The organism is Streptomyces sp. NPDC038135, assembly GCF_055601245.1.
This window is the reverse complement of sequence record NZ_JBVJXS010000003.1, coordinates 636526-658135: the sequence shown is the minus strand read 5'-3', so window position 1 is coordinate 658135 and position 21610 is coordinate 636526. Positions and strand designations below refer to the sequence as shown.

14 protein-coding genes and 1 tRNA gene are annotated in these 21610 nt (G+C 72.2%); 3 read left to right on the top strand and 12 right to left on the bottom strand.

Annotated features, from left to right (window positions below; translation table 11 throughout):
- Positions 1 to 8: 8 nt before the first annotated feature.
- Together ACZ7JA_RS11340 and ACZ7JA_RS11335 are read left to right on the top strand one after the other, a co-directional pair.
- A complete protein-coding gene (locus tag ACZ7JA_RS11340) occupies positions 9 to 725 on the top strand; it encodes a 2OG-Fe(II) oxygenase (protein WP_470807935.1) in 717 nt (238 codons plus the stop codon).
- A 55-nt stretch (positions 726 to 780) separates the two neighbouring features.
- Positions 781 to 1560 (top strand): aspartyl/asparaginyl beta-hydroxylase domain-containing protein, encoded by a 780-nt coding sequence (locus ACZ7JA_RS11335; protein ID WP_470807934.1) that lies wholly within the window; start codon positions 781 to 783, stop codon positions 1558 to 1560.
- Positions 1561 to 1627: 67 nt separating this feature from the next.
- On the opposite strand, the gene ACZ7JA_RS11330 is transcribed toward ACZ7JA_RS11335, so the two are convergent.
- The 11 genes from ACZ7JA_RS11330 to bldG form a co-directional block, all read right to left on the bottom strand.
- A tRNA-Thr gene (locus tag ACZ7JA_RS11330) sits at positions 1628 to 1701 on the bottom strand.
- A gap of 108 nt (positions 1702 to 1809) precedes the next feature.
- The gene (locus ACZ7JA_RS11325; RefSeq protein ID WP_470807933.1) at positions 1810 to 3441 is read right to left on the bottom strand and encodes an alpha/beta hydrolase; all 1632 of its coding nucleotides are present in this window, start codon (positions 3439 to 3441) and stop codon (positions 1810 to 1812) included.
- A gap of 95 nt (positions 3442 to 3536) precedes the next feature.
- The gene (locus ACZ7JA_RS11320) at positions 3537 to 4742 is read right to left on the bottom strand and encodes a DNA polymerase III subunit delta' (RefSeq protein WP_403683685.1); all 1206 of its coding nucleotides are present in this window, start codon (positions 4740 to 4742) and stop codon (positions 3537 to 3539) included.
- Between the two features lie 178 nt (positions 4743 to 4920).
- Positions 4921 to 8229 (bottom strand): dTMP kinase, encoded by a 3309-nt coding sequence (gene tmk / locus ACZ7JA_RS11315; RefSeq protein WP_389449042.1) that lies wholly within the window; start codon positions 8227 to 8229, stop codon positions 4921 to 4923.
- Positions 8230 to 8403: 174 nt separating this feature from the next.
- Entirely contained in the window at positions 8404 to 11262 is a 2859-nt protein-coding gene (gene topA / locus ACZ7JA_RS11310) for a type I DNA topoisomerase (protein WP_351667357.1), read from the bottom strand.
- Between the two features lie 258 nt (positions 11263 to 11520).
- The gene (locus ACZ7JA_RS11305; RefSeq protein ID WP_389300750.1) at positions 11521 to 11718 is read right to left on the bottom strand and encodes a hypothetical protein; all 198 of its coding nucleotides are present in this window, start codon (positions 11716 to 11718) and stop codon (positions 11521 to 11523) included.
- A 310-nt stretch (positions 11719 to 12028) separates the two neighbouring features.
- Positions 12029 to 13549, bottom strand: coding sequence for a DUF7059 domain-containing protein (locus ACZ7JA_RS11300; protein WP_470807932.1), 1521 nt, complete (start codon positions 13547 to 13549; stop codon positions 12029 to 12031).
- Between the two features lie 325 nt (positions 13550 to 13874).
- Positions 13875 to 14480 (bottom strand): small secreted protein, encoded by a 606-nt coding sequence (locus ACZ7JA_RS11295; protein WP_351667363.1) that lies wholly within the window; start codon positions 14478 to 14480, stop codon positions 13875 to 13877.
- A gap of 215 nt (positions 14481 to 14695) precedes the next feature.
- The gene (locus tag ACZ7JA_RS11290) at positions 14696 to 17101 is read right to left on the bottom strand and encodes a sodium-translocating pyrophosphatase (protein WP_351667365.1); all 2406 of its coding nucleotides are present in this window, start codon (positions 17099 to 17101) and stop codon (positions 14696 to 14698) included.
- A gap of 318 nt (positions 17102 to 17419) precedes the next feature.
- Complete coding sequence (locus ACZ7JA_RS11285) at positions 17420 to 17857, bottom strand: ATP-binding protein (protein WP_470807931.1); 438 nt, start codon at positions 17855 to 17857, stop codon at positions 17420 to 17422.
- Between the two features lie 155 nt (positions 17858 to 18012).
- Positions 18013 to 18354: an anti-sigma factor antagonist BldG gene (gene bldG / locus ACZ7JA_RS11280; RefSeq protein ID WP_010986038.1), complete on the bottom strand. Its 342-nt coding sequence runs from the start codon at positions 18352 to 18354 to the stop codon at positions 18013 to 18015.
- Positions 18355 to 18435: 81 nt separating this feature from the next.
- Between bldG and ACZ7JA_RS11275 the strand changes: the two genes are divergently transcribed.
- Positions 18436 to 20919, top strand: coding sequence for a DEAD/DEAH box helicase (locus ACZ7JA_RS11275; RefSeq protein ID WP_470807930.1), 2484 nt, complete (start codon positions 18436 to 18438; stop codon positions 20917 to 20919).
- 118 nt (positions 20920 to 21037) lie between these two features.
- Here the strand turns inward: ACZ7JA_RS11275 and ACZ7JA_RS11270 are convergent, their stop codons facing one another.
- A complete protein-coding gene (locus ACZ7JA_RS11270; RefSeq protein WP_351667371.1) occupies positions 21038 to 21448 on the bottom strand; it encodes an Rv3654c family TadE-like protein in 411 nt (136 codons plus the stop codon).
- Between the last annotated feature and the right edge of the window lie 162 nt (positions 21449 to 21610).

Below are 21610 nucleotides of genomic sequence, written 5' to 3'. Positions count from 1 at the left end.
TGGGGAACGTGCACGAAACACAGCGGGGACGCCGCTACATCGTCATCGACGACTTCCTGAGCCGACCGGACTTCGCCGCGGCTCAGGACCTCATGGAAAGCGCGGCGTTCACCCTGCGGGAGAGCGTCATCTCGGCCGAGGACGGGTCGGCATTCCGCTCCCGAGGCAGCCGCTTCGGTCCGGATCTGGGAACACCGGGCGCCCTGGGACAGCCCCGGGTGTACGAGGAACTGGCCCGGGTGGTGCGTGCGTACGCCCACTTCTACGGTGCGGCAGGCACCGATTGGGACCGGATCATGTTCGCCTTCTGGAAGTACCCGGCGGGCAGCCGACTCGGCTGGCACAACGATGCCGGGCTGGGCCGGCAGGGCGAGTTCATCCTCTTTCTTCACGACCGGTGGCGTCCCTCCTGGGGTGGTGAGCTGAAGCTGATCGATGAAGATCCTCAGCCGGTGACCGAGGACGAGACCGCCGAGAACGACCTGGTGCTGCGGATGGAGGCACGGATCGAGCGCAGCACGTCCAGCCCCGTCGCGATCGTGCCGAAGCCGAACCGGCTGGTGATGGTCAAGTCGGACACCGTCCACACCATCGGCCGGGTGGACCACACCGCAGGCGACACACTGCGCCGCACGCTCACGGGTTTCGTGTCGAAGAGCCCGGCGCGTGAACGGACGCGAGCGAGCGCGTTGGAGAGCCTCAGCGCGATGCTCACCGGCAACTGATCTCGTCCGCCGGCCTTCCGGCCGCATCCACGACCGACGACGCCTGGAGGAACGCATGCAACCGTGGCTTGCCGAGAGCCCGGCCTACCTGGAGCGATGGATCGAGGAGCAGGAAGTCGACCGCGCCTCACTGGAACGGGTCCTCACCGGCCTGGACATCGTGATCCAGGGCAAAGTGAGCGAGCACATGAGCGGCGGTCAGGAACCGAACCTGTTCGTCCCCGGCCTGTCCGAGGTCGCCTGGTGGGACGACGACCTCTTCCCGTGGCTGTCGCAGGTGGAAGCGGCCACGGAGGACATCACACGGGAGTTCGAGAGCTTGGGCGGCCTGGCGGGCAAACGGGTCGTCGCCAATCCGACCGAACTCGCCGACGAAGGTCGGTGGTCTGCGCACTATCTCTACCACTCGGCCAAGTCCTACCCCAGGAACATCGACGCCTGCCCGAAAACCGTGAAGGTGCTCGAACCGATCCCGGGCGCCTTGGGCTGCGGCATGACGTACTTCTCGGTCCTGGACCCCGGCACGCACATCGCGGCGCACACCGGCTTCACCAACGCTCACCTCCGCTGCCACCTCGGCCTGGTCACCCCGCAGGGCGCCCGGTTCCGAGTCGGCAGCGAGACGAGGGAGTGGGAGACCGGCAAGGCGTTCGTCTTCGACGACTCCTTCGAGCACGAGGTGTGGAACGACAGTGCCGAAGGCCGCGCGGTGCTGCTGTTCGACATATGGCACCCCGAACTCACCGAGATCGAGGTCCGCGCCATCACCTACCTGATGGAGGTCTCGCGCAAGCTGATCTACCGGACCTTCTGGGCTAAGGAGTTCGTGGCCTGACCCCAGGACTCAACTGGCGTGTAACAGAAAACCCCAGGTCAGCAACATGCGACCTGGGGTTTCTCGGAGCCGCTTTCGGGATTCGAACCCGAGACCTACGCATTACGAGTGCGTTGCTCTGGCCATCTGAGCTAAAGCGGCGCGCTGCCCGCACCATGGTGCGATCAGCAACGTCGGTAAGTCTACACAGTTTCGTGGGGTGCTTCGTACCCGCCCCGGAGCAGGGGGGCCGCGGGGCGGGTACGGGTGCTACGAGCAGCGTTTTCCGGGGGGTGGCGGGGTGCCGTTGAGGAGGTAGGCGTTGATCGCCGAGTCGATGCAGGAGCTGCCGCGGCCGTAGGCGGTGTGGCCGTCGCCGACGTAGGTGAGGAGGCGGGCCGAGGAGAGCTGGGCGGCCAGGGACTGGGCCCAGCGGTAGGGGGTCGCCGGGTCGCGGGTGGTGCCGACGACCACGATGGGGGCGGCGCCCTTCGCCTCGATCCGGTGCGGCTCGCCGACGGCCCTCACCGGCCAGTACGCGCAGTTCAGCGAGGCCCAGGCCAGGCCCTCGCCGAAGACCGGGGACGCCTTCTCGAACGCGGGCAGCGCCTTCTCCACCTGCGCGGGGCCGGTGAAGGCGGGCGGCAGGTCGAGGCAGTTCACGGCGGCGTTGGCCATCATCAGGTTGCTGTACTGGCCCTTCGCGTCCCGCTCGTAGTAGCTGTCGGAGAGGGCGAGCAGGCCCGCGCCGTCGTTCTTCCGCATCGCCGAGGACAACGCCGCGCGGAGCTGCCCCCAGGCCGCCTGGTCGTACATCGCGGCGATCACACCGGTGGTGGCCAGGGACTCGCCGAGTCTGCGGCCGCTCGCGTCGCCCGCCGGGACGGGGTGGGCGTCCAGCTTCTGGAAGAAGGCCTTGAGATGGTCGCCGACCTGCGCGGGGGTCGTGCCCTTGCCGCCGAGCGGGCAGTCGGACCGGTGCACGCAGTCCTTCGCGAACGCCTGGAACGCCGTCTCGAAGCCGGCCGTCTGGTCCAGGTTGACCCGGCGGGAGTCGAGCGAGGGGTCGATCGCGCCGTCCAGGACCAGCCGGCCCACCCGGTTCGGGAACAGACCGGCGTACGTCGCGCCGAGGAAGGTGCCGTACGACGCCCCGACGTAGTTCAGCTTGGAATCGCCCAGCACCGCCCGCAGGATGTCCATGTCCCGCGCCGCGTCGACGGTGGACACGTGCCGCAGCAGCCGCGCCGAGCGCGCCCCGCAGCTCTCCGCGAACTTGCGGTACTGCGCGACCAGCGTGTTCGTCTCCTGCTGGTCGTCGGGGGTCACATCGGTCTGGGTGAAGGCGTCCATTTGGCGCCCGTCGAGGCACTCGACCGGCTCGCTGCGCGCGACGCCCCGCGGATCCATCGCGACCATGTCGTAGAGCGCGCGGACCTCGGCCGGGTAGCCGATCCCGGCGTACTGCTCCAGGTAGTTGATGGCCGAGCCGCCCGGGCCGCCCGGGTTGACCAGCAGCGAGCCGAGTCTGTCCTTGCCGGTGGCGCCCTTGCGCGCGACGGCCAGCTTGATGTCGCCCGCGCCGGGGTCGGCGTAGTCGAGCGGCGCCTTCATCGTGGCGCACTGGAAGCCGGCGACTCCGCAGGCCCGCCAGCGCAGGTGCTGGTCGTAGTACGGGGCCAGTGCCGGGGGCGTGGCCCGCGGCAGCGCGGCCAGCGCCGCCTCCGCCGCGCCGGTGGACGTCGTCGTACTGCCGGCGGAGCAGGCGGACACGAGCAGCGCGGCGGCCGCGACCAGGGCACCCGCGACCCCGGCCGTCACCCGGGATCGGGGCCGGGGGCGCGTTCCGGTGCGGGTCCGGCCGGTCCGTAGGGGCCGGCGGAGGGAGGGCCAGGTGTGCATCAGCCGATCGTAACGCTGAGCGACGCGATGAGTACGCGGCGTACGGGACGTGGCCTCGTACGGAGGACGAAACCGTCAACCACCGTACGCCCGGCTCACCCCGCCCGCAGCGCCATCGTCATCGCCTCCACCGCGAGCAACGGGGCCACATTGCGGTCCAGGGCGTCCCGGCAGGCGGCGATCGCCTCGATGCGGCGCAGCGTGGCCTCCGGGCTGCTGCCGCGGGCCAGCCGGTCCAGGGCCTCCTCGGCGTCGCCGTTGGCGATGGCGACGCGGGAGCCGAGCTGGAGGGCGAGAACGTCGCGGTAGAAGCCGGTGAGGTCGCCGAGCGCGACGTCGAGGCTGTCGCGCTGGGTGCGGGTTCTGCGGCGCTTCTGCATCTCCTCGAGATCCTTCACCGCCCCCGCCGTGCCGCGCGGCAGCCGACCGCCCTGGGCCGCGCCCAGCGCCGCCTTCAGGTCCTCGGTCTCCTTGCCGTCCATCTCCTCGGCGAGCTGCTTGGCGTCCTCCGCCGCCGCGTCGACCAGCTCCTGCGCCGCCCTGAGGCAGGCCCCGATCTCGTCCAGCCGCAGCGGGAGCCGGAGCACGGCGGCCCGGCGCTCGCGGGCGGCGGGGTCGGTGGCCAGGCGGCGGGCCCGGTCGACATGGCCCTGGGTGGCGCGTGCGGCGGCCATGGCTGCCGCGGGTTCGACGCCGTCGCGGCGTACGAGCATGTCGGCGACGGCCTCGACCGAGGGCGTGCGCAGGTTCAAGTGGCGGCAGCGGGAGCGGATCGTGGGCAGGACGTCCTCGACCGAGGGGGCGCACAGCAGCCACACCGTGCGGGGCGCGGGCTCCTCCACGGCCTTCAGGACGGCGTTCGCCGACTTCTCGTTCAGCCGCTCGGCGTCCTCGACCAGGATGATCTGCCAGCGGCCGTTGGCCGGCGCGGTGTACGACTTGCGGACCGTGTCCCGCATGTCCTTCACCAGGATCTCGGCGCCCACGGCGGCGACCGTGCTGACATCGGCGTGGGTGCCCAGCAGCGCGGTGTGGCAGCCGTCGCAGAACCCGCAGCCGGGGGTGCCGCCGAGGGCGCGGTCCGGGCTCACGCACTGCAGGGCCGCGGCGAAGGCCCGCGCCGCCTGGTTGCGGCCGGCTCCGGGCGGGCCGGTGAACAGCCACGCGTGCGTCATCCTCGACGCCTCCGGCGCCGGCCGGCTCTCAACGGCGGCCGTGACGAGGGCGTCGGCGTCCCGCGCGGCGCCGTCGAGCACCGCGCTCACCTTGTCCTGTCCGACGAGGTCGTCCCACACGGTCATGGGTCGCGCCGTCCTTTCGTCACACTCCGCGTTCCGCCCTCCATTGTGCGGGCGGGCACTGACAACGACGGTGGCGCCCGCCGGTACCCCGTGGGGTCCGGCGGGCGCCACCCGGTGTTCCTCACCCGGCCTGCCCGTTCGGCAGGCCTTCTCCGGTGTGCGCCCTCGGCGTCGGCGCTCAGCCGCGCCGGCCGCGGCCACGCCGCCGGCGGGGCTCGTCGTCGCCGGACTCGTCGTGCTCCGGCTCACGGTCGCCGTAGGACCCGAGCAGTTCGTCCGCCAGGGAGGGCAGGTCGTCCAGCGGGGTCTCCTCGGCCCAGTCGGACCGGGGGCGGCGCCGGGGCGTGCCGTCGGCGCCGATCTGGGGCATCTCCCGCGTGCGGTCCTCGCCGCCGTCGGGACGGGCGGCGCTCCGGCCGTCCGCGGAGTCCTCCCGGAAGTAGCCGGGCGGCACCCGGTGCGCGGGGTCGTCGTCCCGTACCGGCGGCAGCACGGCGGTCTCGTCGGCGGCGCCGGAAGGCACCGGCGGCAGTACGGCCGTCTCGTCGGCCGACACGGGCGGCAGCACGGCGGTCTCGTCCGCTGCGCCCGAAGGGGCCGGCGGCTGCGGCAGCTCGGCCGTCACCTCGGAGTCGGGGACGCGGCCGGCCGTGCGCGCGTCCTCGGCGCGCTCCTCGCGCACCGGCCGCAGCACCGCCGTCTCGTCGTCGCCCGGCGAGACGACGGGCGTGGGCACCGTCTCCGCCGTGCCCGGCGAGACCACCGGCGTCGCCACGGTCGCCGCGTCGGGCGTCATGCCCGGGACCTTCGGCTGCGGCGCGCCGGGACGGCGGGCCGCGGTGTCGGCCGCGGCGGCCGCGGCGGCCGCCTGCCGGCGGGCCTCCTCGGCGCGCAGCAGCGCCTCCTCGGCCTTCCGCTGCTTGTCCAGGCGCCGTGCCTCTTCCTCGGCGCGCAGGCGGGCCTGCCGCGCTTCCTCGTCGGCGCGCAGCCGGGCCTCCTCCTCGGCCTGCCGGCGCCGCCGCTCCTCCTCGGCCCGGCGGCGGGCCTCCTCCTCGGCGCGGGCCTTCTCCTCGGCGAGCAGCCGCTGCCGCTCCTCCTCGGCTCGGCGGGCGGCCTCCTCGGCCCGCTGCCGGGCCTCCTCCGCCTGCCGCTCGGCCTCGCGGCGCTGCGCCTCCTCCAGCTCGCGGCGCTTGCGCTCCTCCTCCTCGGCGCGCAGCTTGGCGAGCTGCTCCTGCCGCTCACGCTCCAGGCGCTCCTCCTCGGCCTTGCGCGCCGCCTCCTCCTCGGCCTTGCGGCGGGCTTCCTCCTCGGCCTTCTTCCGCGCCTCCTCCTGGGCCTTGATCTCGGCCTCGGACAGCGGCAGCACGGTGTCGAGCCGGTGCCGGATCACGGTGGTGACGGCCTCGGGCTCCTGCCCGCCGTCCACGACCAGGTAGCGACCGGGGTCGGAGGCGGCGAGGGTGAGGAAACCGGCCCGTACGCGCGCGTGGAACTCGGCCGGCTCCGACTCGAGCCGGTCGGGGGCCTCGGTGAACCGCTCGCGGGCGGCCTCCGGCGCGACGTCCAGCAGGACGGTGAGGTGCGGGACGAGTCCGTCGGTGGCCCACCGGTTGATGCGGGCGACCTCGGTCGGGGACAGGTCGCGGCCCGCGCCCTGGTAGGCGACGGACGAGTCGATGTACCGGTCCGAGATGACGACGGCGCCGCGCTCCAGGGCGGGACGTACGACCGTGTCGACGTGCTCGGCGCGGTCGGCCGCGTACAGCAGCGCCTCCGCGCGGTGGGACAGCCCTGCCGAGGACACGTCCAGCAGGATCGAGCGCAGCCGCTTGCCGACCGGCGTGGCGCCCGGCTCGCGGGTCAGCACGACCTCGTGGCCCTTGGCCCGGATCCACTCCGCGAGGGCCTCGGCCTGGGTGGACTTGCCGGCGCCGTCGCCGCCCTCGAGGGCGATGAAGAAACCGCCCGCCGTCTGCGTGGTGACCGGGTCGTCACCGCCCAGCAGCGCGTCCTTGAGGTCGTGCCGCAGCGGGACGCCGGAACGGTCGTCGGCCTTGGCGAGGACGATCACGGCCACCGGCAGCAGCAGCGCGCCGACCAGCATGAGCGTGAACGAGGCGCCGCCGTGCGCGAAGACGAACTTGCCGTTCTCCAGCCGGTGCGGGCCGATGAGCCCCGCGACGACGGGCGCGATCAGGGCGCCGAGCGCTATGAAGATGCGCACGACCGCGTGCAGGTGCTCGGTGGTGCGCGCCCTGCGGTACTCCTCGGTCTCCTGGTCCAGCAGGGCGTGCCCGGTGTTGGCGGCGATGCCCGCGCCGATGCCGGCCAGCGTGACGATCAGCAGCACGGTGGTGACGTCCGGGACCAGCCCGGCGGCCAGCAGGGCGATGCCGGTGAAGGCGATGGCGAGCGCGAGGAGCCGACGGCGCGAGAGCGACGGCAGCACCGAGGGAGCGGTGCGGATGCCGACGGCGACTCCGCCGGTCAGGCCGAGGACCAGCAGGCCGTAGAGGACCGGGCCGCCGCCCAGGTCCCTGGCGTGCAGCACGCACACCGCGACGGCGGCGGCGATGGCTCCGGCGACGGCCGCGCAGGCGGGCACGAGCAGCGGGATGGCGCCGGTGCGGCCCTTGTCGACACCGGTGCCGGTGCGCGGGCGGCGCAGCCCCTCCAGCGGGGACCGCGCGCGCGGGGTGCGCGTGTCCGGCAGCTCCAGGGAGGTCAGCACGGACAGGGACGCGGCGAACAGGCCGGCCGCGACATAGGAGCCGAGGGCCGCCTGGTGCTGGTCGAACCAGGCCACGCCGGTGCCGAGCAGGTTGTTCAGCAGGGCGGCCACGACCAGGACGGCGGCGGCCAGCGGGACGGCCAGGAAGGCGGTGCGCAGCGCGAGCCGGCGCAGGGCGTCCAGGTGGTCCGGCAGCGGCCGTACCGTCGCTCCCTCCGGGGGCGGGGCGGGCAGCAGGGCGGGGGCCGCGCTCTCCCGGCACACCGTCCACAGCCGCTCCGCGACGCCCGTGACGAAGACGGTCACCAGCAGGACGGCGAGCGCGTTGTCAGGGATCCAGTCGATCCACAGGGGCGCGACGATCAGCAGCGCGACCCGCAGGCCGTCGGCGCCGACCATCGTCCAGCGGCGGTCGAGCGGACCGTCCTGGGCGGTGAGCGCGGTCAGCGGGCCGAGGAGGACGGCGCCGAACAGCAGGGTGGCGAGGATGCGTGCCGCGAAGACGGTCGCCACTGCGAACGCCGCGCCCCGGTACCCCCCGCCGAAGGAGCCCTCGGACACGGCCGCCTGGAGGACCAGGACGATCAGTACGAGGAGGGCGAGACAGTCACCGACACCGCTCACGAGCTGCGCGCTCCACAGGCGCTTCACCTGGGGTCGGCGCAGCAGTGAGCGGACGGCGCGCTCGCGGGAGTCCGCGACCAGGGCGTCGTCCGGTGCTGGCGTGGGGGCCGTTGGCTGCTCGGCTCGCGTCATGCGTTCAGCCTATCCGCAGGCGCCGACACCACACCCATCACTCCTGACGTGTGCACGCCCCGACGTCAAAGTGATGCCGGGGCGTTCGTTTCGCGAAGCCGGAGCCGCGGGGCCGGCGCCGGACCGGAGGCGGGGCCGGCCGGAGTGACGGTCCGGCCGGCGACCCGGCGGGTGTCAGTCCTCCGTGCCCGCGGCCGTCGCCTTCGAGGCCGTCGCCTTCTTCGCGGTCGTCTTCGTGGCCGTGGTCTTCTTCGCGGTGGTCTTCTTCGCGGCCGCCGCCGTCTTCTTCGCCGCCGTCTTCTTGGCGGCGGTCTTCTTCGCGGGAGCGGCCTTCTTCGCGGTGGCCTTCTTCGCCGTCTTCTTCGCGGGGCCCTTCGCCCGCTTCTCGGCGAGCAGTTCGAAGCCGCGCTCCGGGGTGATCGTCTCGACGCTGTCGCCGGAGCGCAGGGTCGCGTTGGTCTCCCCGTCGGTGACGTACGGCCCGAAGCGGCCGTCCTTGACCACCACCGGCTTGGCGGACACCGGGTCCTCGCCCAGCTCCTTCAGCGGGGGCTTGGCGGCGGCCCGGCCACGCTGCTTCGGCTGCGCGTAGATAGCCAGCGCCTCTTCCAGCGTGATGGTGAAGAGCTGCTCCTCGGCCTGCAGCGAGCGCGAGTCGGTGCCCTTCTTCAGGTAGGGGCCGTAGCGGCCGTTCTGCGCGGTGATCTCCACGCCCTCGGCGTCCGCGCCGACGACACGCGGCAGCGACATCAGCCGCAGCGCGTCGTCGAGGGTCACCGTGTCCAGCGACATCGACTTGAAGAGGGAGGCCGTCCGCGGCTTCACCGCGTTCTTGCCGGTCTTCGGGGTGCCCTCGGGCAGCACCTCGGTGACGTAGGGCCCGTAACGGCCGTCCTTGGCGACGATCTGGTGGCCGCTCACCGGGTCGGTGCCCAGCTCGAAGTCGCCGCTCGGCTTGGCCAGCAGTTCCTCGGCCAGGTCGACGGTCAGCTCGTCGGGCGCCAGGTCGGCCGGGATGTCGGCGCGCTGGTGCTGCTCGGTGTCCTTCTCGCCGCGCTCGATGTAGGGGCCGTAGCGGCCCACCCGCAGCACGATGTCGTTGCCCACCGGGAAGGAGGACACCTCGCGCGCGTCGATCGCGCCCAGGTCGGTCACCAGCTCCTTGAGACCGCCGAGGTGGTCCCCGTCGCCGTTGCCGGCGTCCGCCGCGCCCGCGGCGAAGCCGCTGTCCGGCGCCGTCTCGCCGAAGTAGAACCGCTTCAGCCACGGCACGGCACGCGCCTCGCCGCGGGCGATGCGGTCGAGGTCGTCCTCCATGCGCGCGGTGAAGTCGTAGTCGACCAGCCGGCCGAAGTGCTTCTCCAGCAGGTTGACCACGGCGAAGGACAGGAAGGACGGCACCAGGGCCGTGCCCTTCTTGAAGACGTAGCCGCGGTCGAGGATGGTGCCGATGATCGACGCGTACGTCGACGGGCGGCCGATCTCCCGCTCCTCGAGCTCCTTGACCAGGCTGGCCTCGGTGTAGCGGGCCGGAGGCTTGGTGGCGTGGCCGTCGACCGTGATCTCCTCGGCGGACAGCGCGTCGCCCTCGGCGACCTGCGGCAGCCGGCGCTCGCGGTCGTCCAGCTCGGCGTTCGGGTCGTCGGCGCCCTCGACGTAGGCCTTGAGGAAACCGTGGAAGGTGATCGTCTTGCCGGACGCGCTGAACTCGACGTCCCGGCCGTCGGCCGCGGTGCCGCCGATCTTCACGGTCACGCTGTTCCCGGTCGCGTCCTTCATCTGGGAGGCGACGGTCCGCTTCCAGATCAGCTCGTAGAGCTTGAACTGGTCGCCGGTCAGGCCGGTCTCGGCCGGGGTGCGGAAACGATCACCCGAGGGCCGGATCGCCTCGTGCGCCTCCTGCGCGTTCTTGACCTTCCCGGCGTACGTACGCGGCCGGTCCGGCAGGTAGTCGGCGCCGTAGAGCTGGGTGACCTGGGCGCGGGCCGCCGCGACCGCAGTCTCGCTCAGCGTCGTGGAGTCCGTACGCATGTACGTGATGTAGCCGTTCTCGTACAGCTTCTGGGCGACCTGCATCGTCGCCTTCGCGCCGAAGCCGAGCTTGCGGCTCGCCTCCTGCTGCAGCGTCGTCGTACGGAACGGGGCGTACGGCGAGCGGCGGTAGGGCTTGGACTCGACGGAGCGCACGGAGAAGCGGGTGTTCTCCAGCGCGGCGGCCAGGGCGCGGGCGTTCGCCTCGTCGAGGTGCAGGGTGTTCGCGCCCTTGAGCTGACCCAGGGAGTCGAAGTCGCGGCCCTGCGCGACCCGCCTGCCGTCGACGGTCTGCAGACGCGCGACCAGCGACGAGGGGTCCGAGGGGTCACCGGCGCGGCCGGTGGCGAAGGTGCCCGTCAGATCCCAGTACTCGGCGGAGCGGAAGGCGATGCGCTCGCGTTCGCGCTCGACGACGAGCCGGGTAGCGACGGACTGGACGCGGCCGGCCGACAGCCGCGGCATGACCTTCTTCCACAGGACCGGCGAGACCTCGTAGCCGTAGAGGCGGTCGAGGATGCGGCGGGTCTCCTGTGCGTCGACCATGCGCTGGTTGAGGTCGCGGGGGTTGGCGACGGCCTCGCGGATCGCGTCCTTGGTGATCTCGTGGAAGACCATCCGCTTGACCGGGACCTTGGGCTTCAGGACCTCGAGGAGGTGCCACGCGATGGCCTCGCCCTCGCGGTCCTCATCGGTGGCGAGGAAGAGCTCGTCGGAGTCCTTCAGCAGGTCCTTGAGCTTCCGGACCTGTGCCTTCTTGTCCGCGTTGACGACATAGATCGGCTCGAAGTCGTGCTCGACGTCCACACCGAGTCGGCGTACCTCGCCGGTGTACTTCTCGGGTACCTCCGCGGCACCGTTCGGAAGGTCGCGGATGTGCCCGACGCTCGCTTCGACTACGTAGCCGGGGCCCAGGTAGCCCTTGATCGTCTTCGCCTTGGCAGGCGACTCGACGATGACGAGTCGGCGGCCGCCCTGTGCGGTCTCGCTGGTCGGGGACAACTTCGCTCTTCTCTCCGGTCGACGCCGGCCGCTCCCCCCGGTCTTCGCTTCGGGGTCGCGCCGTGCTTCTGGCTCTTGTGACGCTGCGGAGTGTGACGGTACATCCCGCCCCCGTGTCAAACGGGAAAAGCCCACAACGGCCACTCGAACGGTAACCCGACTACCGGCATTCCTGCCGCCCGGACTCCACGGCTGTCCCCGCCGTCCTGTCCGGAGCGTGACGCTCCCATTACCGGTGCGGCACCACGGCCGCCGACGTCAGAGGCGGGTCAGGCAGTACGCGGCGAGGCCCAGTGCGACGACCCCGGCGGTGCCCGCGAGGGTGGCCGATGCGACCGGGCTCACACCGTGGGCGACCGGCTCGCGGTGCCGCACCCGTACGCCGGTCCACACCAGCAGGGCGCCCCCGAACAGGGCGAACACCACTCCCGCGAAGATCGCCGGTCCGCTTTCCATGACCCCGCCCGTCCCTCCCGCGCCGAGTGCCGTACCCGGCGCGGGGAGGGTGGCACGCACGGGAGACGGGCGGGCGACATCGGGGTGAACGGAAGGCCGCCGGGTCACCGAGCACGCGTGCGGACAGCCCCCGGCACGAGCGCGCCCGTATTTTTCCGGCCGTTTTACCGGCACCGGCGCGTTCCGGCCTGTGCCGGCGGCATACGACGGCGGTCCGGACACGGCTACGGCGGCTCGGGGACCGGTGGTACGGCGGCGGGACGCGTGGGCGTGATTGGGCCCCGGCACGGCGTCCCGGGGCCCGGACCGGCTAGCCCTCCGGTTCCAGGAAGCCCTGCTCGACCAGCAGCCGGATCTGCTCGGGGGTGCGGTCGCGCAGCCGGACCGGGTCCTCGCCGACGAGCTGGGCGATCGCGTCGAGGATGCGGCCGGCGCTCAGGCTGCCGTCGCACACGCCCGCGAAGCCCGCGCCGATCGTGTCCACCTTCGTGGCGCGGCGCATTCCGCGGTGCTGGCGCAGCACCACGTGCTCGGGGTCCTCCGCGCCGGGCAGCCCGACCTGCTCCTGGACCACCTCGGCGGTCAGCCTGAAGTGGCCTTCGAGCAGCGCGGCGTCGTCGTGGTCCCGGAGGTAGTCGAGGCGGTCGAAGTGCGCCCGGATCGCCTCCCCGAGCGGCTGCTCGATCGAGTGCGGCCACTCCTCCACGGTGATCGACGGCTCCGCCGCCCCGGTCCTGCGCAGGGTGATCCAGCCGAAGCCGACCGCCTTGACCTTGCGCGCCTCGAACTCGTCCAGCCAGGCGTCGTAGCGCGCCTGGTACTCCGCCGGGTCGCCGCGGTGGTCGCCGGCGTCCCTGAGCCACAGCTCGGCGTACTGCGTGACGTCCTGCACCTCGCGCTGCACGATCCAGGCATCGCCCCCGCGCGGCACCCACGACCTGAGCCTGTCCTGCCAGTCCTCCCCCGCGACGTGCTGCCAGTTGGCGAGGAACTGCGCGAACCCGCCCTCGGTCAGCCGCTCCCCCGCCTGCTGAACGAGCGAGCGACACAGATCGTCCCCGCCCATGCCGCCGTCGCGGTACGTCAGCCGTGCGCCGGGCGAGATCACGAAGGGCGGGTTGGAAACGATCAGGTCGAACGTCTCGTCGTCCCGGACCGGCTCGAACAGCGAGCCCTCGCGCAGGTCGGCGGCGGGCGCGCCGGAGAGCGCCAGAGTGAGCGCGGTGATGTGGAGCGCGCGCGGGTTGACGTCGGTGGCCGTCACGCGCGTGGCGTGCGAGGAGGCGTGCAGGGCCTGGATGCCGGAACCGGTGCCGAGGTCGAGCGCGGAGGCGACGGGCGTGCGCACGGTGATGCCGGCCAGGGTCATGGAGGCGCCGCCGACGCCCAGGACCACGCCCTCGTCCCGCCGGCCGATGCCGCCGGCCCCGCCGACCGCGCAGCCCAGGTCGGACACGATGAACCAGTCCTCGCCGTCCGGGCCGCCGTAGGGACGCACGTCGACGGTCGCGGCGACCTCGTCACCGGCCACGGACGCGAGCCAGCCGCCCTCCAGAGCCTCCGCGACCGGCAGCACGGCCGCCACGCGCGCGTGGGGCACCGGCTGCTGGAGCAGGAAGAGGCGTACGAGCGTCTCCAGCGGCGTGTCGCCGCGGGTGGCCCGGAGAGCGGGCACGGTCTCACTGCGGGCCAGCGCCGCGTAGGCGGGAGCGCCGAGCAGATCGAGCAGCCCGTCGGCGGTGAAGGAGGCGGCCAGCAGGGCGTCGCGCAGGCGTGCGGCGACGTCGGGCCGGTCGGTGGCGGGCAGGGGGGCGAGGCCGGAGTCAGTCACGTCACCATTGTGGCCCGGCACGGCCGGCCGGTGCCGCCGCGGCGCGGGCGGGCGGCCCGTGTCCGCCGGCCCGAGGTGCCCGCCCGGGCGAGGGCCCGTGGGCTACCGGCGGTCGAGCCGGTGCCGACCTCGGCGGCTGCGACGAAGCGGCGGTACCCGGGGCGGCGGCTCCGGCGCTGGCGGCTCGGCCCGCGATGCCCGTGAGGCACCGGAGCCGGCCGGCCTCGGACGCCGGCCGCCCGCCCGTGTCCGCGTGTCCGCGTGTCCGCGTGTCCGCGTGTCCGCGTGTCCGCGTGTCCGTCGGGAGGCTCGCCCGGCGGGCGGGTCAGCCGGTGGTGGCCGACGTGGTGGCGGAGCCGGAGGCGGCGACCTTGCAGCTCGGCTGCTCGGCGATCGCCTGCTTCACCTCGCCCTGCTCAAGCCGCTTCAGGGCCTCCGTGCCGCTGTTGCTCTGCTCGCCGATCTGCTTCGTCTGGTCGGCGACCTCGTGCAGGCCCTTGGCGAACTTGCCCTGGTCCTTGGTGTCGAGTCCGTCGACCTTCTTCTTCAGGTCGCCGTAGGCCGTGGCGAGGCCGGCGAGGTTCTTGGCGGCGTCCTTCTGGCGCTTGGCGCCGTCTTCGACCCCGGGGGGCGCACCGGCGCTGTTGATGGCGGCGGCCAGCCCCTTGTAGCCGTCGGCCATGTCCTGGAAGGCCGACGAGTACGTGCTCTTGGCGGTCTTGGGCGGCAGGTTGCTGTCCGTGGCTATCTTGGCGATCGAGGCGTTCGCCTCCCTGATCTTGGCGTCCTGCCCGGGCACCGCGTCGCACACCGTCTTGGCCCAGGCGACCAGCTTGGGGTCGGGCCCGCTGTCCTTGCTGCCGCTGCATCCCGACAACGCCATTACCAGTACCGCACCGCCGGACAGTGCGGCCGTGAGCTTCTTGTTCACCGGATCGGTCCCTTCCATGGCTCTCGGCCCCCGGAATCTACACGGCATACCGACAGCCCCCACATGCCGAAAGCCCCGGAAGTCTGCTTTTGTGATTCTTTGCACCATGGGAGAGAAGGCTCACGGCCTGGGCGGCGGCGCACACACGCAGCGGGCGGGCGGCACGTCAGTACGTGCCGCCCGCCCGCCGGTTGCGCAGGCCCGTTGGATGCGGGCTACGAAACCACCGCCGCGTCGGGTGAGTTGGATACCCGCTCGGCGCTCTCGTCGTCGCCCACGGCGATCCCGCGCCGCTTGGACACGTACACCGAGACGACGATGACCAGCAGCGCGAGGATCGCGATCCCGATCCGCACGCCGAGGTTCCTGTCGTCGCCGTAGGAGAACTTGATCACCGCGGGCGCGATGAGCAGCGAGACCAGGTTCATGACCTTCAGCAACGGGTTGATCGCCGGCCCCGCGGTGTCCTTGAAGGGGTCGCCGACCGTGTCGCCGATCACCGTGGCGGCGTGGGCCTCGCTGCCCTTGCCGCCGTGGTGGCCGTCCTCCACCAGCTTCTTGGCGTTGTCCCAGGCGCCGCCGGAGTTGGCGAGGAACACCGCCATGAGCGTGCCCGCGCCGATCGCGCCCGCGAGGTAGGAGCCGAGCGCGCCGACGCCGAGCGTGAAGCCGATGAAGATCGGCGCCATCACGGCGAGCAGACCGGGCGTGGCCAGCTCACGCAGGGCGTCCTTGGTGCAGATGTCGACGACCTTGCCGTACTCGGGCTTCTCGGTGAAGTCCATGATTCCGGGCTTCTCCCGGAACTGCCGCCGCACCTCGAACACCACCGAACCGGCCGAACGCGACACGGCGTTGATGGCGAGTCCGGAGAAGAGGAAGACGACCGCGGCGCCCGCGATGAGGCCGACGAGGTTGTTGGGCTGCGAGATGTCCAGCGACAGGCTCATCGGTGAGCCGGGGCCCGTGAGCTTGGCGCCGACGTCCTGCACGTTGGTGGTGATGGCGTCCCGGTAGGAGCCGAAGAGCGCCGACGCCGCGAGGACGGCGGTGGCGATGGCGATGCCCTTGGTGATGGCCTTGGTGGTGTTGCCGACCGCGTCCAGGTTGGTGAGCACCTGGGCGCCCGCCCCCTCGACGTCACCGGACATCTCGGCGATGCCCTGCGCGTTGTCCGAGACCGGCCCGAAGGTGTCCATGGCGACGATCACGCCGACCGTGGTGAGCAGGCCGGTGCCGGCCAGGGCCACCGCGAACAGCGCCAGCATGATCGAGGTGCCGCCGAGCAGGAACGCGCCGTACACGCCGAGCCCGATGAGCAGGGCGGTGTAGACGGCCGATTCCAGACCCACCGAGATGCCGGAGAGCACGACGGTGGCCGGGCCCGTGAGAGAGGTCTTGCCGATGTCCCTGACCGGGCGCCGGGTGGTCTCGGTGAAGTAGCCGGTGAGCTGCTGGATCACGGCGGCGAGCAGGATGCCGATCGCCACGGCCACCAGGGCGAGGATCCGGGGATCGCCGTCCTTCGCGCGGATCGCCGCGTCGCTGACGCCGCTCAGGCCGGAGTACTTCGCGGGCAGGTAGAGGAAGACCGCCACCGCGACCAGCACGAGCGAGATCACCGCCGAGATGAAGAATCCCCGGTTGATCGCGGTCATGCCGCTGCGGTCGGCCCGGCGCGGCGCGACCGCGAAGATGCCGATCATGGCGGTGATCACACCGATGGCGGGCACCAGCAGCGGGAAGGCGAGCCCCGAGTCGCCGAAGGCGGCCTTGCCGAGGATCAGCGCGGCCACCAGGGTGACGGCGTACGACTCGAACAGGTCGGCCGCCATGCCCGCGCAGTCGCCGACGTTGTCGCCCACGTTGTCGGCGATGGTCGCGGCGTTGCGCGGGTCGTCCTCGGGAATGCCCTGCTCGACCTTGCCGACCAGGTCGGCGCCGACGTCGGCGGCCTTGGTGAAGATGCCGCCGCCGACTCGCATGAACATGGCGATCAGGGCGGCGCCGAGGCCGAAGCCCTCCAGCACCTTCGGCGCGTCGGCCGCGTACACCAGCACCACGCACGAGGCGCCCAGCAGGCCGAGACCCACCGTGAACATGCCGACGACGCCGCCTGTGCGAAATGCGATCTTCATCGCGGTGTGCGAGACGGTGGTGAGATCCTTTTCGGGTTCGCCTTCGCCAGGGGTCGCTTCCCGGGCCGCGGCGGCGACGCGCACATTGCTGCGCACGGCGAGCCACATGCCGATATAGCCGGTGGTCGCCGAGAACACCGCGCCGATCAGGAAGAACACCGATCGTCCGGCACGCTGATTCCAGTCGTCCGCGGGCAGCAGCAGGAGCAGGAAGAACACGACGACGGCGAATACGCCGAGCGTGCGCAACTGTCGGGCGAGATACGCCTTGGCACCTTCCTGGACCGCTCCGGCGATCTCCTTCATGCTGTCGGTGCCCTCGCCCGCCGCCAGCACCTGGCGCACCAGGACGCCTGCGACGGCGAGCGCGGCCAGGGCGACGGCCGCGATCACCGCCACGATGATCCGGTTGTCGTCCGTGAGTACCGCGGCCGCGAGGGTTGTGGGGTGGCCAAACTGATGAGGGGTAGAAAGCCCCGCCATTCGTCCTCCTTGACGCTTGGGCTGAGCTCAAGATGTGGACGGATTGTAGGTACCCCAGAGTGATCTAAACAGGGGACGGTAAACGGAATTCGCCTTCTGGTGCTCTTCAGCAAATGATCGAGTTCCCGCCATCGAACCCGAAAGAGGTAATGCCTCAAAGGCATTGACGACCACATTGATGCTTGATCAAATTATCAGCTATTGATCGTGAATTCTTTCACGAATTACCGGGCACGCTTGGAGACAGCACGAAGGGCCCTGCTCAGCAGGGCCCTTCGATGCGCTGTGCGCGGGTGTCCGAACGCGCGGGGCGCCGGATCAGACGAGCGTGACGGCCGACGGGGCGGTGGGCCAGCTCATGCGGATCAGCCCGCCGTCGCGGCCCGTCGTGACCTCCACGTCGTCGACGAGGCCGCTGATGACCGCGAGGCCCATCTCGTCCTCCTCGGCCTCCACGTCCGCGTCCGCGGCGGCTCCGCCGGCCACCCGCTCCGCGGGAGCGGCGTGCGGGGCCTCGTCGCCGACCTCGATGGAGAACTGCTTCTCGTCCTCGATCAGCGCCACCTTCACGGGCGCCGCGATGGCGTTGCTCTGATGGAGTCCGACGGCACGGGAGCAGGCCTCGCCCACGGCGAGGCGCACTTCGTCGAGTACGGCCTCGTCCACTCCGGCCCTGCGCGCCACCGCTGCCGCCACCAGCCGGGCGGTCCTGACGTGCTCGGGCAGCGCGCTGAAGCGGAGTTCGACGGTGGCCATGCATCCCCCTCGCGACTACGGGCGTGCGGTCCGGGGGCGGGGCCGCCGAGAGCCCGCACCCCCTGCTGAACTAGTGGCCCCGGACCCACCGGCCCGGGGCGGGGCCGACCGATGTCCCGACCGGCGAGCGGCCTGGACCGGGTGGCCGGCCGGGGTCAGTCGGTGGCCGCCACCGCTTCCTCGACCGAGGTGTGGATCGGGAACACCTTGGTGAGGCCGGTGATGCGGAAGATCTTCAGAATGCGCTCCTGGTTGCAGACCAGGCGCAGTGAGCCCTCGTGGGCACGCACCCGCTTCAGGCCGCCGACCAGCACGCCGAGTCCGGTGGAGTCGAGGAAGTCCACGCCCTCCATGTCGACGACGAGGTGGAAATTGCCGTCGTTCACCAGCTCGACCAACTGCTCGCGCAGCTTGGGCGCGGTGTATACATCGATTTCGCCACCGACCTCGACGACCGTACGATCGCCGACGGTACGGGTCGACAGGGACAGGTCCACGGATCCTCCAGCACCTTGCTATCGAGCGGTCGCCCCTCGGGAACATCGGCTTGCGGCCCCCGGGGCGCACCGCCAGCCGCGATGGCATTCAATCACTTACCGGCATGTGTGCACGACGCCTTGGCTCCATTGTCCGTCACGCCGGTGACACACTCGGTGCCGATGGCCAAGAATCACCGATCCGATCGACCCATGGCGGACCCGGCGTCCCGCCCGTCTCCGGGCACCGTTCTGGACCGGCTCGCCTCCGGGCCGAGCCGATCCGCGCGCATCACTCATACGGAGCACTTGCCCCCGCGTGCGGGTCGGCATGCCGTCTGGCCTGACCGGATTCGCTCCGAAGTGATCGCCGCGGTGCAGGCGTGCGGCATCGAGCACCCGTGGGCCCACCAGGCGCTGGCCGCCGAGCACGCGCTGGACGGCGACTCGGTGGTGGTCGCCACCGGCACCGCCTCCGGCAAGTCCCTCGCCTACCTGGTGCCGGTCATGTCCACCCTGCTGGACGGCTCCGAGGCCCCGAACGGCCGCGGGGCGACCGCCCTGTACCTGGCGCCCACCAAGGCGCTCGCGGCGGACCAGTGCCGCTCGGTGAAGGAACTTTCACAACCTTTGGCCGGCGCCGTACGCCCGGCCGTGTACGACGGCGACACCCCGTTCGAGGAACGGGAGTGGGTCCGCCAGTACGCGAACTACGTCCTCACCAACCCCGACATGCTGCACCGCGGGATACTGCCCTCCCACCCCCGCTGGTCCTCCTTCCTGAAGGCGCTCAAGTACGTCGTCATCGACGAGTGCCACACCTACCGGGGCGTGTTCGGCTCGCACGTCGCCCAGGTGCTGCGCCGGCTGCGCCGCCTGTGCGCGCGCTACGGCTCCTCGCCGGTGTTCCTGCTGGCCTCCGCGACCGCCGCCGAGCCCGCCGTGGCCGCCGGCCGGCTCACCGGCCTGCCGGTCGTGGAGGTCGCCGACGACGCCTCCCCGCGCGGGGAGCTGGTCTTCGCCCTGTGGGAGCCCCCGCTCACCGAGCTGCACGGCGAGAAGGGCGCACCCGTCCGGCGTACCGCCACCGCCGAGACCGCCGACCTGTTGACCGATCTCACCGTGCAGGGCGTGCGCTCGGTCGCCTTCGTGCGCTCCCGGCGCGGCGCCGAGCTGATCTCGGTGATCACCCAGGAGCGTCTGGCCGAGGTCGACCGCTCCCTCGCCCGGCGTGTCGCGGCCTACCGGGGCGGCTACCTCCCCGAGGAGCGCCGGGCCCTGGAACGCGCCCTGCACTCCGGCGAACTCCTCGGACTCGCCGCCACGACGGCCCTGGAGCTGGGCGTGGACGTCTCGGGGCTGGACGCCGTCCTGATCGCCGGATACCCCGGCACGCGCGCCTCCCTGTGGCAGCAGGCGGGCCGCGCGGGCCGCTCCGGACAGGGCGCCCTGGCGGTGCTGGTGGCCCGCGACGACCCGCTGGACACCTTCCTCGTCCATCATCCCGAGGCCCTGTTCGACCAACCGGTGGAATCGACCGTCCTCGATCCCGACAACCCGTACGTCCTCGCCCCGCATCTGTGCGCCGCGGCGGCGGAGATACCGCTGACCGAGGAGGACCTCGACCTGTTCGGTCCCGCCTGCGCGGAGCTGCTGCCCCAGCTGGAGGCCGCGAAGCTGCTGCGCCGCCGCACCCGCGCCTGGCACTGGACACGCCGGGAGCGGGCCGCCGACCTGACCGACATCCGCGGCGCGGGCGGGCGGCCGGTGCAGATCGTGGAGGAGGGCACGGGCCGCCTGCTCGGCACGGTCGACGCGGGCGCCGCGCACTCCGCGGTGCACGAGGGCGCGGTGCACCTGCACCAGGGCCGCACCTACCTGGTGCGCTCGCTCGACCTGGAGGACTCGGTCGCGCTGGTCGAGCAGGCCGACCCGCCGTACTCGACGGTCGCCCGGGACACCACATCTATCTCCGTCCTGGAGACGGACGTCGAGATCCCCTGGGGCTCCGGCCGGCTCTGCTACGGCTCGGTCGAGGTCACCAACCAGGTGGTCTCCTTCCTGCGCCGACGGCTCATCACGGGTGAGGTGCTCGGTGAGACGAAGCTCGACCTCCCTCCTCGTACGCTGCGCACGCGCGCGGTGTGGTGGACGGTCACCGAGGACCAGCTGGACGAGGCACGGATCACCCCGGAGATCCTGGGCGGCTCCCTGCACGCCGCCGAGCACGCGTCCATCGGCATGCTCCCCCTGTTCGCCACCTGCGACCGCTGGGACATCGGCGGGGTGTCCGTCCCGATGCACCCGGACACCCTCCTGCCGACGGTGTTCGTCTACGACGGCCATCCGGGTGGCGCGGGCTTCGCGGAGCGCGCCTTCCACACCGCCCGCGCCTGGCTCGCCGCGACCCGGGAGGCCATCGCCTCCTGCGAGTGCGAGGCGGGCTGCCCCTCCTGCATCCAGTCCCCCAAGTGCGGCAACGGCAACGATCCGCTGCACAAACGGGGGGCGGTTCGGCTCCTCACGGTGCTGCTGCGCGAGGCCCCGGAGGACAAGGCTCAGGAGGACTCGGTGACGCAGGGCTGAGATCCGGGGCTTCGCGGCACCGGGCTCTGAGCTTCTGAGGCTTTGCGGCACCGGGGTGCCGGGACACCGGGGCACCGGAGCGCCAGGGCCTCTCTCGGCTCTGTGGGCGCCTTTCGGATCAAGCAGGCGGTCTAGGAGCGGCCGTCCCCGGCGCCGCGGGCAGGGGCCCGGGCGGCCCGGCTCTGGCCCTGACCTCCGCCGTGAAGGGTCCGCGCCCCGAGGCCGCCGTGACGTCCGAGGTGTCCCCCGCGATCACGCACCGCACCAGCCTGACCCCCTGGGCCGCCGCCACCCGTTCAGCCCGGGCGCAGGCGCCGGCGGTGCCCTCGGCCCAGTGGTCCGCCGCGGCGAGCGCCGCCAGATCCGCGCCGCCGGCTGCCCGGTGCCTGACCGCGACCGCCTGCCCGAGGGCGAGCACGGCGCCGAACACCACACACAGCACCGTGATCACCCCGACGCTCCAGACGGTGGCGGAGCCCCGGTCCGAGCAGCGGGCTTCGCTGCCATGTTCGACTCGCCGGCGCCTCATGACCCGGGCTCCGCGGCGGCTCCGGCTACCGCACCGGCACCTGGACCGGCACCGATGCCGGCACCGGCTGCCGTCCCCGTGTCGGCGCCTCTGCTCTCGCCTGCTCCAGCAGCGGATCCCGTACCGGCGCCCGTGCCGGAGCCTGTACCGGTGTCGGTGCCC

Excerpts from the sequence above, each read along its gene's own strand:
- ACZ7JA_RS11335 (WP_470807934.1), top strand. The coding sequence starts at position 781 with ATGCAACCGTGGCTTGCCGAGAGCCCGGCCTACCTGGAGCGATGGATC.
- ACZ7JA_RS11325 (WP_470807933.1), bottom strand. The coding sequence starts at position 3,441 with ATGCACACCTGGCCCTCCCTCCGCCGGCCCCTACGGACCGGCCGGACC.
- ACZ7JA_RS11320 (WP_403683685.1), bottom strand. The coding sequence starts at position 4,742 with ATGACCGTGTGGGACGACCTCGTCGGACAGGACAAGGTGAGCGCGGTG.
- tmk (WP_389449042.1), bottom strand. The coding sequence starts at position 8,229 with ATGACGCGAGCCGAGCAGCCAACGGCCCCCACGCCAGCACCGGACGAC.
- ACZ7JA_RS11305 (WP_389300750.1), bottom strand. The coding sequence starts at position 11,718 with ATGGAAAGCGGACCGGCGATCTTCGCGGGAGTGGTGTTCGCCCTGTTC.
- ACZ7JA_RS11290 (WP_351667365.1), bottom strand. The coding sequence starts at position 17,101 with ATGGCGGGGCTTTCTACCCCTCATCAGTTTGGCCACCCCACAACCCTC.
- ACZ7JA_RS11285 (WP_470807931.1), bottom strand. The coding sequence starts at position 17,857 with ATGGCCACCGTCGAACTCCGCTTCAGCGCGCTGCCCGAGCACGTCAGG.
- ACZ7JA_RS11275 (WP_470807930.1), top strand. The coding sequence starts at position 18,436 with ATGGCATTCAATCACTTACCGGCATGTGTGCACGACGCCTTGGCTCCA.
- ACZ7JA_RS11270 (WP_351667371.1), bottom strand. The coding sequence starts at position 21,448 with ATGAGGCGCCGGCGAGTCGAACATGGCAGCGAAGCCCGCTGCTCGGAC.